Raw genomic sequence first — 12942 nt, 5'->3', positions numbered from 1 at the left:
GCCCCATCCTAGGCGCTGCCGCCAAGATCGCCGCTTCCGTTCAGGAGGCGTTGCGATACCCCCGGGGATAAGGGCGCGGTAAGGGTTGCGCCCTATACCCAGCCGGTCGCCGCAGGACTAGGGTCGGAGCATGTCTGAAGAACTGTCTCGCGAAGATCTGCACGCCGCGCTCGGGGTCCGCAAGGAGATGGGGGCCGACATCGAGCCGGCTCTCGTGGACTCGCTGGCCCGCAAGATCGAGGCGACGGTGGAGCGGCGCTTCCAGGCGGAGATGGTGGCCAGCCGGCAGGAGGCCGAAGCAGCCAGGGCAGGTCAGAGCGGACGGATCGCCGTGGGCATCGTGTCCCTGGTCATGGCCATTCCGCTGACTGCAATCTCAGGATCCATGTCGGGCTTCCTGGGCATGCTGCTCGTGTGGACGGGCATCGTGCTCGTCAATGTCGCCATGGCCCTCCGCAGGCCGCGCCCCTGACCGAAAGAAGCGAGAGAGACGGCCCGTCATGCGACGGGCCGTCTCTCTGTCAGGGGGTCAGTAGTTCCAGCTGGAGCGGTACGCGAAGACGGCGTCGACCGCCTCTTGCGGAACCTCTTCGAGAGTCTTCCAGCGCCACTGCGGGTTGTTGTCCTTGTCGATCAGCAGCGCGCGGACACCCTCGACGAAGTCAACGGTGAGCACCGACTCGGCCAGACGGAGATCCTGGTCGAGGACCTCGCTCAGCCCCAGCCGCTCGGCGCGGAGCAGCGCCCGCATGGCCACGTGGACGGCGAAGGGGGAGCGGGCGCGCAGTTCGCGTGCGGCCTGCCGGGCGGCCTCGTCGGGATGTGATTCCAGCATGCGAGCGATCTCCACCGGATCGTCGGATTCGTAGCACTCCTGGATCCAGGCGGCCTCGAACAGCGGAGCGGGCAGGGGGCCGTCGGCCGATTCGTCGGCCAGGTTCAACAGCAGCGCGTCGCCACCGGTGAACGTGGCGGCCGTGAGAGCGACGTGGCGACCCACCGCCCGTGCGCGCGCCAGGTGCAGCATCATGCCGACGTCAGGGAAGAAGCCGATCTTGGTTTCCGGCATGGCCATGACCGTGTCCGCGTAGACGATGCGACGGTCCGCGTGACCTCCGAGGCCGAGCCCGCCACCCATGGTGATGCCGCGCATGAAGCTGGTCACCGGCTTGGGGTAGTTGGCGATGAGCATATCGAGGGCGTACTCGGTTTCAAGGAAGGTCAGGAAGGCCCCGCCCTGTGCCACGACGGCGGACAGTGCGCGGACGTCAGCGCCGGCGCAGAAGCCGCGGTCGCCGGCCCCGGCGATCTCGACGGCGGTCACGTCGTCGTCGTGGTGCCACTGCGTGAGCGCCTCGTACATCGCCGTCATCATGTCGGCCGTCAGGGCGTTGATCGCCTTCGGACGGTTCAGGGTGATGCGGGCGATGCCATCGGTCACCTCGGTGAGGATGAAATCGGACATGCTGCACAGGTTAACGCCGTCGCGGCATGCAGAAGAAAAGCGGAGGGTTTCAAACCGCTCATGTCATGTTCATGTCAGCCTGAGCGAGGGGTTCATCCTGTGCAGTACGGCCCGGGCCGTGTCCTCGTCGATGACCAGGTCGGTGGCCACGCCCGCGCGCAAGGCTCCCAGCACGGGGGCCGCCTTCGCCAGGCCACTGACGACACAGATCCGACGGGGAATGCGCTGCAGTTCGACCGGGGTCATGCCGGTGGCCCGACGGTTGATCTCCAGGTCACGGTAGGACCCGTCCTCGCGCAGCATGACGGTGCAGATGTCGCCGACCACCCCGTCGCGCACCAGGGAGTCGAGGTCCTCCCGGCTGAGGTAGTTGGAGGCGTAGACGTGGCTCTGCAGTTCGGCGTCGAGGCCGCCGACGCCGAAGAGCGCGACGCTGCACTCGGCGCGGACGGCGAGGATGTGGCGGGTGGAGCGCTCCCGCCACATCGCCTCGCGGGTGCGCGGGTCGTCGAAGAATGCCGGGAGTGCCATCAGTTGCTCCTGTCCACGGAACGCGTTGGCGAAGCGGTGGAGGATGTTGCCGACGTAGGGCAGCCCGGTGGTCTGGGAGTTGGCGCCGCCGTTGAGTCCGATCACGGTGACGCCGCTCACTTCGCGGGGTTTCAGGTGGGCCGCGATCGCCGAGGTGGTGGTGCCCCAGGCCACGCCGACGATGTCGCCGTTGGTCACCGCGTCGCTGACGACGCTGGCGGCCAGACGGGCGACCTGGTCGAGGCGGAAGATGTTGCTCGCGCCGGGACGGACCTGCACCAGGTGGGCGTCCACGTTGAAGTGCTTGCGGAACAGGTCTGCGATCCGGCTCAGTGGGCGGTTTGGATCCGTGATGGAGATGCGCACCAGGCCACGGTCGCGGGCCTCCTTCAGGAGTCGTGAGACGGTGGAGCGTGACACGCCCATCAGATGCGCGATGGCGTCCATCGTCTCTGATTGGACGTAGTACATCTGCGCCACCTTGAGCAATGTTTCGGTTGTCGCCTCCGCCATGCGTTCCCCCTTCTCAGCGGGGTTTGCCTACGTCAGTGGTGCAACCCCTCCCTCATCCTAGAGCGCCGCGTGCACAAACGTGCACCGCTGTTGCAAACATCGTGCAGCGGGGTGAAGCTGGGCAGGAGCAAAGGAGCCCTCATGACCGTCTTGACCCCCCAACAGCGTGCCGCCTCGTTGTCGGCCATGTCGTCAGAAACCTTCGACGTCCTTGTGATCGGCGGCGGTGTGACGGGTGCAGGTATCGCGCTGGACGCAGCCGCGCGAGGCCTGCGCACCGCCGTCATCGAGGGACAGGACTGGGCCTCGGGTACGTCCTCGCGGTCCTCGCGGTTGGTGCACGGCGGCCTGCGCTACCTGTACAACCTGGACTTCAAGCTGGTGGCGGAGGCGCTGAAGGAGCGCGGCCGACTACTGACGGTGATCGCTCCGCACCTCGTCGAGGCCCAGCCGTTCCTGTGGCCGCTGAAGACGCCGGTGATCGAGCGGGCCTACTCCGCCGTCGGCGTGGGGATGTATGACGCGCTCGCCGTCATCGGTGCCGGCTTCAAGAAGACCGTGCCGCTGCAGAAGCACCTGTCCAAGAAGGGCGCCATGCGCCACTTCCCCGACATCAAGCCGTCGGCGCTGACCGGCGCCATCGAGTTCTATGACGCACGGGTCGACGACGCGCGCCTGGTCATCACGCTGATCCGCACCGCCGCCAAGTTCGGCGCCGAGGCTGCAAGCCGCGTCCGGGTCACCGACATCCTCAAGGATGACCGCGGCCACGCCAGCGGTGTGAAGGCGGTGGACCTGGAGAACGGCGACGAGCTGACCATCAAGGCCAAGCGCATCATCAACGCCACCGGCGTGTGGACCGAAGAGACCCAGGACATGGCCGGCGGCACCGGCGGCCTGAAGGTGCTGGCGTCCAAGGGCATCCACATCGTGATCCCGCGCGAGCGGATCAAGGCGAAGGCCGGCATGTTCCTGCGCACCGAGAAGTCTGTGCTGTTCATCATCCCGTGGCAGCACTACTGGGTGATCGGCACCACCGACACCGCCTGGCACGAGCAGTTGAAGCACCCCGTGCCGACCTCGGCCGACATCGACTACGTGCTGGCCCACGCCAACGAGGTGTTGGCCCGACCGCTGACCCGCGACGACATCATCGGCACCTACGCCGGCCTCCGGCCGTTGCTGCAGCCGAAGGTTCTGGACGAGTCGAAGTCGACGAAGGTCTCCCGCGAACACACCGTCACGGAGGTCATCCCGGGCATGGTCGCCATCGCCGGCGGCAAGTTGACCACTTACCGCGTGATGGCTGAGGACGCCGTGGACTTTGCCTTGGGGGAGTCCGACGCCAAGACCCGTCGGTCGGTGACGTTCGACCTCCCGCTGCTGGGTGCCGACGGTCTCGACGCCGTGCGCAACCAGGCGGGTCGCCTGGGCGCCAAGTACGGGTTCGACGCGGACCGGATGCAGCACCTCTTGTCGCGCTACGGATCCGAGCTGCCGGAGCTCCTGGCCACCATCGACGAGGACCCGACCCTGGGTGAGCCCCTCGCGGCCGCCCCGCAGTTCCTCAAGGCAGAGGTGCACCGCGCCTGCACCGTCGAGGGCGCCCTGCACCTGGAGGACATCTTCATTGCCCGGGTGCGCCTCAACTCCGAGGCGCGTGACCGCGGTGGCGCCGCCGTCGACGAGGTCGCCGAGGTCGCGGCTGCCGCTCTGGGTTGGGACGCTGGGAAGACTGAGGAGGAGAAGGCCAACTACCGGGCGCGGATCGCGGCGGAGCTCGCTGCGGAAGAGCAGAGCACCGACGAGGCGGCATCCGCGGAGCGGGTGAAGGCCGAGGACATCGTCTGACGCTTCTGCCCCTGGGTCCTGGCTCCTGAGGCCGGGGTGGCCCCAAATCTAGATTTGGGGCCGTCCGCCACCTCAGATCTGGATCCGGAGGGCGAGGCTCCCGACGCTGGGTGGCCCCAAATCTGGATCTGGGGCGGTCCACCACCTCAGATCCAGATTCGGCGTGGCCGGGATGGGTGGCCTCTCCACCAGCCGGTGGCCCCGCCCGTCGCAGCTTTGGTTGTCGGCCGGAAGTGCCCCTATACTTGCCACGCGCACTTCGGGGCATTAACTCAATTGGTAGAGTGCCACCTTTGCAAGGTGGAAGTTAGGGGTTCGAGTCCCCTATGCTCCACAGCAGAACTCCCTAGTCAAACGCCTTTGACTAGGGAGTTTACTTGTTTCACCTTGGACCCAAGTGCCCTCAGAGGGACACCAGAGAGCTTTCTCGTTGCACGTTCGTTGCACGCCTCAGCCCCGGATGCGAGGGGTTCTTACAGTCATGAGACGTTTTGGATTGATCCGACGGTTACCCAGCAAGCGGTACCAAGCGAGCTTCGAGCATCCTGACCTGGTAGGGCGCGAGCGGGTGAAGGCACCTGTGACCTTCACGCACAAGAGCGACGCCGAGCACTGGCTGCGACTCCAGCAGAGGGCGATCGAACGAGGCGAGTGGCTCTCTCCTGAAGAGGAGGCGGCCCAGAGGCCGGAGTCACACACTCTTCAGGAGACCTATGAACGCTTCCTGGCCCAGCGGCCCCGGCCGCTGGCCCTCTCCACGGCGACGGCCTACGAACAGGACTGGCGGCTGCGGATCGTGCCCCACTGGGGGACCGAACGTGACGTGAAGAGCATCACCCACGATGACGTGTGGCAGTGGCGTCAGGGTCCGCTGGGCGCTGAACGGCGCCGTGACCGGTCCACCCTGGCCTTGTTCAATGAGTTGTTGACGAAGGCCACCCACTGGGGATGGATCGACAAGAACCCCGCCGCGGGGGTGGGTATCCCGCGCCAGACGAAGGCGATGGAGCAGCGTCACGTGTTCGACTTGGACGATGTGCGTCGCTATCTCCAGGCCGCCGAGCCTCAGCACGTGGCGATGCTGGCGACGGTGGCGTTAGGCGGGTTGAGATCGGGCGAGGTCCGAGGTCTGCGTCGAATGGATCTCGATCTGGAGGGGCAGCGCATCTTCATTCGCCAAGCCGTCGAGTACGGCAAGGACGGCGATGCTTACCGCGTGGGTGTGAAGGTTCCCAAGACGTCGGCTGGCATCCGCTCGCTGCCCATGTCGACCACCTTGGTGACGATCCTGCAGGATCACCTGGCGTTGCACCCACGGTCGCCTGAGCAGCTCGTGTTCACCGTCGGAAATGGCAAGCCGATGGGGCCTGCCGAGGCCGACCGGCGTCATAACAGGGCACTGGCCAATATGGGGCTGCGGACCCCGGAGGCGGAGCGGCGCCGGTTGTGGCGGAAGGGTCTTCCGGTGCCGAAGGAGGACCACATCACGCTGCACGACCTTCGTGCTTCGTACGCCGCGTGGCTCTTCAGCGAGGGGTACACGATCGCCGAAGTCATGCTCCTGCTGGGGTGGAGCGATTCCCGCATGGCGCTCGAGGTCTACAGCCGCGTCTTTCCACGCCGAGTCGAGAGCGTTGGCCCCAAGCAGGACGAAGCCCTCAAGGGCCTCACCGTGGTCGTGGCATGAGATGGGGCCGAATCCTCGCGGTGGGCGCGCCCGGCTGGGGTTCATAGGGGTATGAGCGAGAGGATCCGTAGATGAGCACCCGTAACAGCTCTGCCCGCACGTCGAAGGCCGGGGCCCGGCGTTGGGCCTCCCTCCAGGAGGCGGCTGAGTACATCAGAGTCCATCCCAAGACCTTGACCCGACGCTTCAGCGACGGTTCCTTGATTCGGTACCGGGTGGGACGTCGGGTGATGGTGGACCTGGATGAGCTGGACGAGCTCGTGCTTGCTAGCGCCGGCGGCCTCAAGACCTTGGCTGGTTGAGCGAATCGGGTGGGGGCGGCTGCTGGACATGGTCGAGGGTCGCTCGAAACAGGTGTTCAAGACCTGGCTCGCCGCCCGCCCCCAAGCCTGGCGCGACGGGATCGAAGTGGTCGCGATGGACGGATTTACCGGTGTATCCCGCGACTGACTAGGGTCCGCGTGAAGGAGCTCGACCGCTCACCTCGACTGACAGTTCGCCGGTCGACCAAGTGCATGCCCCGAGGGGCTAGTGAGAGTGAGCCTTGCATTTTTTCTCATCAGGGTCACTAATGAGAGTCACGAGCTACGATTCTCTCATTAGGAGGACGCGGAGCACATGGAGAACGGGGACGCCTGGCCGGGCGTTGGATACATCGAGGGGTCGTGGCATGCCGATGATCCGGCTGCCAGCAGGCGCCAGCGTGCCTTGAACCGGGGCACCTTCCGGTTTGCGGTTCCCGCGGTCATTGGCGACCTGGAGCCGCGGGTGGATCCCGCGCTGGCGGGCGATGCGGACCAGGTCTGTGCAGACATCCGGGCGTTCGACGCCGAATCGGCGTCCTGGGGCGTCCCGTTCGCGTCGGTCCTGCTGCGCACCGAGTCCGCCTCGAGTTCGCAGATCGAGAACCTGACCGCCGGAGCGCGGGCGATCGCCCTGGCGTCCCTGGGTGGCAGGACCGGAGCCAACGCCGTGATGATTGCCGCCAACACCGACGCGATGCGGGCAGCCGTCGAGCTGGCCGACAGGATCAGCCCGAACACGATTCGGGCCATGCATGAGCGACTCAACGGCGGGGACGATCCAGCCAATGCCGGCAGGTTCCGCGACGAGACCGTGTGGGTCGGCGGCCGGTCTCCAGTGACCGCCACATTCGTGGCACCCCCGCACGGCCAGGTGGAGCCGGCGATCGACGACCTGTGTTGGTTCGCGCGCCGTACCGATCTGCAGCCCATGGTGCAGGCCGCGGTCGCGCACGCCCAGTTCGAGACCATTCATCCGTTCACAGATGGCAACGGGCGAACCGGCCGGGCTCTCGTGTCGTCGATTCTTCGGCATCGTGGGGTGTCTCCTCGGATGACGGTGCCGATCTCGTCGGGTCTCCTGGCGGACACGGAGGAGTACTTCGCGGCGCTGACCGCGTACCGGGGCGGAGACGTTGCGCCGATCGTCGAGGCCTTCGTCGAGGCCAGTCGTCGGGCCATCGAGAATGCGAACATCCTGCGGTCTGACATCAACGATCTTCGCGGCCGCATTCTGGCTACGGCTGACCGGCGTACTGCGAACCTGATGAAGGTTGCGGATCTGTGTTCGGCCGAGCCGGCGCTCACCGCCGAGATGGTGGCCGACCTCGGAGTATCGGTGCCCAGCGTTTACCGGATCCTTGAGCGTCTGGCCGAGAACGGGGTGATACGTGTCGAGAAGCCGATCGGTGGCGTCAGGGTCTGGACCGTCCCAGACCTGCTCTCGGCACTTGATCGTTTCGCCGAACGGGCAGGACGACGAACGTTCAGCAGTGGCTGACCTGCGCGGCCCTGCCGGAAACGCAGACCTCTAAGCAGCCCTCCAGATGGTGTCGACGGCGCTCGAAAAGTAGACAGTTTCGGCGCTCGAAAAGTGGACACTCATCAACGATTGAGGAGTGATCACTATGGAGGATTGGGCGTTGATCCGCAGGCTGGCGGCCGAGGGTGTGCCGAAGGCGAGGATCGCGAAGAGGTTGGGGGTGTCGAGGACGACGGTGTTGAGGGCCATCGCCTCGGATGCGCCTCCCAGGTATGAACGCAGACCGGCGGAGGTGACCTCGTTCACGCCGTTCGAGGCTCGGGTTCGGGGTCTGCTGGCCGAGACCCCGGAGATGCCGGCGACGGTGGTGGCCGAGCGGGTCGGCTGGACTGGTTCGATCCGCTGGTTCAGGGACAACGTGAACCGGCTCCGCAGCGAGCACCGGGTGGTGGATCCGGCTGACCGGTTGGTGTGGGCCGCAGGTGATGCGGCGCAGTGTGACCTGTGGTTCCCGCCGCGGAAGTTGTTGCTGGAGGATGGGAGCCGGAAGCTGTTGCCGGTGTTGGTGATGACGTTGGCGCACTCGAGGTTCATGCTGGCCCGGATGATCCCGACCCGGACCACTGCTGATCTGTTGCTGGGGATGTGGGCTCTCCTGGGAGAGATCGGCCGGGTTCCACGTCGGTTGATCTGGGACAATGAGGCAGGCATCGGCAGGGGCCGGTTGACGCAGCCGGCTGCGGTGTTCGCCGGTACCTTGGGAACCAGGATCGTGCTTTTGAAGCCGCGTGATCCGGAGTCGAAGGGCATCGTCGAGCGCCGCAACGGGTTCTTTGAGACCTCGTTCATGCCCGGGCGTCACTTCGACTCCCCGGCCGATTTCAACGCCCAGTTGCGTGACTGGCTCACCGTGGCCAACGCCCGCACCGTTCGGACGTTGAAGACCAGCCCAGTCGACCTCCTTCCAGTGGATCTGGCGAAGATGAGAGTATTGCCGCCGTCGGTGCTGCACCTGGGTTGGCGCAACCAGGTCAGGCTGGGCCGCGACTACTACGTCCGCCTCGACAGCTGTGACTACTCCGTTGACCCGTCGGTGATCGGCGCCCGGGTCGACGTGACCGCCGATCTCGACACCGTGAGGGTCCGCTGCGCGGGCAGGCTGGTGGCCGAACACCGCCGCTGCTGGGGCCGGTCGGTGACGATCACCGACCCTGCCCACGTCCAGAGCGCCGCAGCGCTGCGGCGAGCGTTCCAACAACCCCGGCCCGTCGCCCCGGAACCAGATCTGGTTCGGGACCTGGCCGACTACGACCGCGCGTTCGGCTTGGAGGGACTGTGATGAAGCCCACTGACACGCTGAAGCAGATCACCTACCTGGCCCAGGCGCTGAAAGCGCCCAGGATCACCGAAACCGCGGCCCGGCTGGCAGACCACGCCCGTGACGCCGGCTGGAGCCACGAGGACTACCTCGCCGCCGTCCTCGAACGAGAAGTCGCAGCCCGCAACGCCTCCGGCGCCCAACTCCGGATCCGCGCCGCCGGACTTCCCGCAGTCAAGACCGTCGATGACTTCGACTTCGACCAACAACCCAGCGCACGAGCACCGATCCACCAGCTGGCCACCGGCGCCTGGCTGGCCGAGCACCGCAACATCGTGCTGCTGGGGCCGCCAGGAACCGGGAAAACCCACCTCGCTACCGCTCTCGGCGTCGCCGCCGCCCACCAGGGCCACCGGATCCTCTTCGCCACCGCCACCGACTGGATCAGCCGCCTCACCGAAGCCCACAACCGGGGCCGACTCGCCACAGAACTGGCCCGGCTACGTCGCTACGAGCTGATCATCGTCGACGAAGTCGGATACCTGCCCTTCGAACAAGACGCCGCGAACCTGTTCTTCCAACTCGTCTCCAGCCGATACGAACACGCCTCCCTGATCCTGACCAGCAACCTGCCCTTCAGCTCCTGGGCCGGCGTGTTCGGAGACCAAGTCGTCGCCGCGATGATCGACCGCATCGTCCACCACGCCGACGTCATCGCTCTCAAGGGAGCCTCCTACCGACTCCGAGACCGAGGAATCGACACCCTCCCCAGCATCAAAGCCGAACAACAGAACTAGACTCGAAACTGTCCACTCTTCGACCGCCGGAACTGACCAGAATTCAAGCGCCGTCGACACGAGCGACCCTAACCCTGGCCGGCTTCCCGTATTGGTGCGATACCGGGAGGTGGCACCGCTAGGGATCCTGCCAGCAGACGGACGCCGCCGTGCTTCTGATCTCACGATCCGAGGAAGTTTCATCCGCTGCGTTTGCCTAGGCTGGGTAGACCTCCTAGAACAATGGATCCGACGCGCCAGTCGGGGCGGCGCGGCGACTGGCCGCCTGCTGACTGCATGGCCACCTCCCTGAACATCCGTTGGCGGTCTCGCTCGGTCCTCCGCTGGGCAGCCCTCGCTTGTGCTTCGGCTCGAGGCTCGCTTGCGAGCTTCTTCGCCTTGTTAAGCTGCCGCTGGCGCTTTGCCTTCGTGATTCCCCGCTTCCGCCGAGGGCGGGGGGAGTTGGTGTCGTTGGGGGGTCCGGGTTTGTGCGTGGGCATACTCAACAGCTGTATGGGCTGCTCGGCCAAGCGAAGGACGTGGAGGTCATAGTCGTTAGCGATGCCGAGTTCCACCTTCGCGCGTGCGACCTTGAGCCGGTCCGCGTCACGCGGGTCGATGTCGGGTGCAGGTGTGGTGGAGGGGGTCCCGCCCTTCTTGTAGAGGTGACGAATCCTCTCCACCGCGTCATGCTTCAACACTGTGCTTGGTCCTCGCACCGTCTCGCCGGTTGCGCGCACCTTGGCCAACAGTTCCTTGTTGGTGGTGCCCAGTTCTTTGGCCAGCTCGTGGACTCGGATCTTTAGCACGTCGGGCCCCTTCACTCGACACCGGGTCAGCCTCGCAATGAGCGTAGCGCCCTAGGCGTAGCGCACGAGCACGACCGCCCTCAATTGCCGCTGAGAAGGCTTGATCAGAGCGACAACCCTAATTGCCTAGCTCGACGCCGGTAGAGCATCCAACGTTGCTCGAGCGCGTGGTGCTGTGCGTCGTGGAGGAGAAGCCAACTCAAACCGATGATGAGCACGAACGCGGCAAGTGCTGCAATGACCGCGATCCAAGGAGTGTCTGTCACCCAGAAGGTCACCAGGCCGGCTGAAGCGGCAAAGACAGTCCCCACTGCGGCAGCCATCACGTTGTTCACCAGACTGCGAGCCGCGCCGATCCGCACTTGCGTGAAGTCGATCCACCAGAGCAGGTCCTCGGGATCCAGATCATCTGCTGCTGGATACACCGTTCCGGAGATCTCACACGCTTCTTCGGGTTTGCACGCGGTGGGCCACCGCCGCAAGATTTCGAGGGGCGCAGGCGGGGAAGCAGCCGGTTCGGTCGAGTCTGAAGTGGGCTCTGGAAAGGGAGGGCGGATCACAGCTCCATTGAACCCGATACCGTCGATGCGGTGGGTCTCCGCTCGTGGCGTGGCCTTGGCCAGCGACTCTGCCGCATACTCATGCCGCACCTCGCGGTAAATCTTGCCGGTGAGCCGTCGCTGGTAGAGGGATGTCGGCTGCGTCCCCACGCCCGCTGCGACTCATTTCTGGAGCTCTCCAGCGTGGTGACCAACGTGGGCGCCAGGAGTCTCGAGGCCCTCGGTGATGACGCTGATAGGCCTCGTCTTGGTCGGCGGGTGCTGGCAGGCTGTCCGCATGGGGAACCAACGCCGGCCATTGTTCGATGACTTCGAGCGAACCAACAGCAGGCCTTCAACGCACGGCGAGTCGACCTTCGAGTTCATGAACCGCATCGCGGGTGACTACTGGGAGCACCCTCGTGCACTCATGGAGGAGTGGCTCAGCCACGTGCCGAGCGAAGAGGAATACAACGATCTGCGCCAGCGGTTCCGTTCCCGCGACGACGAACAGTTCCGCAGCGCATTCCTTGAGCTCTATCTGCACGAGAGCCTGCTCAGGGCTGGTTACGCTGTCACAATCCATCCCGATGTCCAGAGCACCAGCCGCCGACCGGACTTCCTCGCCCAGCGCGACGACCTCCGATTCTTCATCGAGGCGATCGCGCCCGGCTCGAATCCTGCCTCAAAGGCGGCGGCGAAGCGGCGATCCGTATTGCTCGACACAGTGAACCGATTGGGTGACCCCAACTTCATGTTGATATTGGACGAGCTCAAGGACGGCACCTCGCCACCCTCCTCAGCCCGACTTCGCCACGACCTCCAGCGCTGGCTTGGAAACCTCGACCCCGATGCCCCGTGGGCACCGGATGCAGCCCCAATCCGTCGATGGGAGCACGGCGGTTGGACGGCCACATTCAGAGCGCTCCCGAAGAAGCGAAAGGCCAGAGGCACCAAACCGAATGACCGGACGATTGCTGTCTACGGAAACGCGCAAGTTGAATTCATCGATGATGCACCACCGATAAAGAAGGCCCTAGCGACGAAACACCACGAGTACGGGGACCTCGGGGCGCCCTTCATCATCGCGGTGGGCACATATATCCAAGACAGGGACCGATGGCACAGCAGCAACGCCATGTACGGGCATATCTCATGGCAGATGAGCGAGATGCCGGACGGCTCGATTGCCGCGCGCCAAACACGACAGCCGGATGGCTACTTCGGCGCGCCTCCGGAATGGGCCAACCGCAACGTCTCTGGCGTTCTCGTCATCAACCAGCTCATGCCGTACTTCGTGCAGCAAGCGGAAGCAACGCTATGGCGGCACCCCAATCCGGTCCACGAGCTTCCCGACGCGATTGAGATACCGTGCGACACGATAAACCTCGCCAACAGCACACTGGTTGAAATCCCGGCCCCAATGAGAGCGGACCAATTCCTCGGTCTTCCAGACCCCTGGCCACCCGGCGAGGCATGGCCCGACGACTAGCCTGTGCGTGAATGATCAACGGCCCGAAAGGTTGATTGACCCGTCCGCTCAGTCGCAACGGACTCACCAGCGCCATGGGCCATTGCCTCGTCAGCAACGCCTCCTCTGCCGCGTCTGGCGCCTCACATCGCAGTGATGGATGATGTCGGGCACGGGTATCGAAGCGTGGTGGCCGA

Annotated in this window: 13 protein-coding genes, 1 tRNA gene and 1 pseudogene; 10 read left to right on the top strand and 5 right to left on the bottom strand. The window is 65.4% G+C overall.

Features of this window, described 5'->3' with window-relative positions; translation table 11 throughout:
* Nucleotides 1–130 precede the first annotated feature (130 nt).
* Complete coding sequence (locus tag H5393_RS13755) at nucleotides 131–472, top strand: hypothetical protein (RefSeq protein WP_076061672.1); 342 nt, start codon at nucleotides 131–133, stop codon at nucleotides 470–472.
* 57 nt (nucleotides 473–529) lie between these two features.
* Here the strand turns inward: H5393_RS13755 and H5393_RS13750 are convergent, their stop codons facing one another.
* Both H5393_RS13750 and H5393_RS13745 read right to left on the bottom strand, forming a co-directional pair.
* Complete coding sequence (locus H5393_RS13750) at nucleotides 530–1465, bottom strand: enoyl-CoA hydratase/isomerase family protein (protein WP_182767143.1); 936 nt, start codon at nucleotides 1463–1465, stop codon at nucleotides 530–532.
* Between the two features lie 69 nt (nucleotides 1466–1534).
* Entirely contained in the window at nucleotides 1535–2509 is a 975-nt protein-coding gene (locus H5393_RS13745; RefSeq protein ID WP_182767142.1) for a sugar-binding transcriptional regulator, read from the bottom strand.
* A gap of 141 nt (nucleotides 2510–2650) precedes the next feature.
* Here H5393_RS13745 and H5393_RS13740 point away from each other — a divergent pair, with 141 nt between their 5' ends.
* From H5393_RS13740 to H5393_RS13715, 6 genes and pseudogenes are all read left to right on the top strand, one after another.
* On the top strand, nucleotides 2651–4360 hold the full coding sequence (locus tag H5393_RS13740) for a glycerol-3-phosphate dehydrogenase/oxidase (protein WP_182767141.1): 1710 nt from the start codon (nucleotides 2651–2653) through the stop codon (nucleotides 4358–4360).
* A gap of 261 nt (nucleotides 4361–4621) precedes the next feature.
* Nucleotides 4622–4694, top strand: a tRNA-Ala gene (locus tag H5393_RS13735).
* A 234-nt stretch (nucleotides 4695–4928) separates the two neighbouring features.
* Nucleotides 4929–6047 (top strand): site-specific integrase, encoded by a 1119-nt coding sequence (locus H5393_RS14965; RefSeq protein WP_182767140.1) that lies wholly within the window; start codon nucleotides 4929–4931, stop codon nucleotides 6045–6047.
* A gap of 71 nt (nucleotides 6048–6118) precedes the next feature.
* The gene (locus H5393_RS13725) at nucleotides 6119–6349 is read left to right on the top strand and encodes a helix-turn-helix domain-containing protein (protein WP_182767139.1); all 231 of its coding nucleotides are present in this window, start codon (nucleotides 6119–6121) and stop codon (nucleotides 6347–6349) included.
* A gap of 7 nt (nucleotides 6350–6356) precedes the next feature.
* A pseudogene (locus H5393_RS13720) lies at nucleotides 6357–6482 on the top strand (transposase); the annotation flags it as partial.
* A 183-nt stretch (nucleotides 6483–6665) separates the two neighbouring features.
* Complete coding sequence (locus H5393_RS13715; RefSeq protein WP_182767138.1) at nucleotides 6666–7850, top strand: Fic family protein; 1185 nt, start codon at nucleotides 6666–6668, stop codon at nucleotides 7848–7850.
* Between the two features lie 30 nt (nucleotides 7851–7880).
* Here H5393_RS13715 and H5393_RS14960 read toward each other — a convergent pair whose 3' ends face one another.
* The gene (locus tag H5393_RS14960) at nucleotides 7881–8138 is read right to left on the bottom strand and encodes a hypothetical protein (RefSeq protein WP_370586002.1); all 258 of its coding nucleotides are present in this window, start codon (nucleotides 8136–8138) and stop codon (nucleotides 7881–7883) included.
* Here H5393_RS14960 and istA point away from each other — a divergent pair.
* Together istA and istB are read left to right on the top strand one after the other, a co-directional pair.
* Nucleotides 8020–9171 carry an IS21 family transposase gene (gene istA / locus H5393_RS13710; RefSeq protein WP_370586001.1) on the top strand — a complete coding sequence of 384 codons (1152 nt, stop codon included), beginning with the start codon at nucleotides 8020–8022 and terminating at the stop codon, nucleotides 9169–9171. The genes H5393_RS14960 and istA overlap by 119 nt on opposite strands.
* On the top strand, nucleotides 9171–9947 hold the full coding sequence (gene istB, locus H5393_RS13705) for an IS21-like element helper ATPase IstB (RefSeq protein ID WP_182767136.1): 777 nt from the start codon (nucleotides 9171–9173) through the stop codon (nucleotides 9945–9947). Before istA ends, istB begins: the two co-directional genes overlap by 1 nt.
* 179 nt (nucleotides 9948–10126) lie before the next feature.
* On the opposite strand, the gene H5393_RS13700 is transcribed toward istB, so the two are convergent.
* The gene (locus H5393_RS13700) at nucleotides 10127–10735 is read right to left on the bottom strand and encodes a translation initiation factor IF-2 N-terminal domain-containing protein (RefSeq protein WP_182767135.1); all 609 of its coding nucleotides are present in this window, start codon (nucleotides 10733–10735) and stop codon (nucleotides 10127–10129) included.
* Between the two features lie 104 nt (nucleotides 10736–10839).
* The gene (locus H5393_RS13695) at nucleotides 10840–11445 is read right to left on the bottom strand and encodes a hypothetical protein (protein WP_182767134.1); all 606 of its coding nucleotides are present in this window, start codon (nucleotides 11443–11445) and stop codon (nucleotides 10840–10842) included.
* 127 nt (nucleotides 11446–11572) lie between these two features.
* On the opposite strand from H5393_RS13695, the gene H5393_RS13690 reads away from it, so the two are divergent.
* Nucleotides 11573–12766, top strand: a complete 1194-nt coding sequence (locus tag H5393_RS13690; protein WP_182767133.1) for a hypothetical protein — start codon at nucleotides 11573–11575, stop codon at nucleotides 12764–12766.
* Nucleotides 12767–12942: the final 176 nt, after the last annotated feature.

Origin of the sequence: Tessaracoccus sp. MC1756 (assembly GCF_014164735.1) — a bacterium.
GTDB lineage: Bacteria > Actinomycetota > Actinomycetes > Propionibacteriales > Propionibacteriaceae > Arachnia.
Note: the sequence above shows the minus strand (reverse complement) of the source record. Positions and strands in the feature narration are given on the sequence as shown.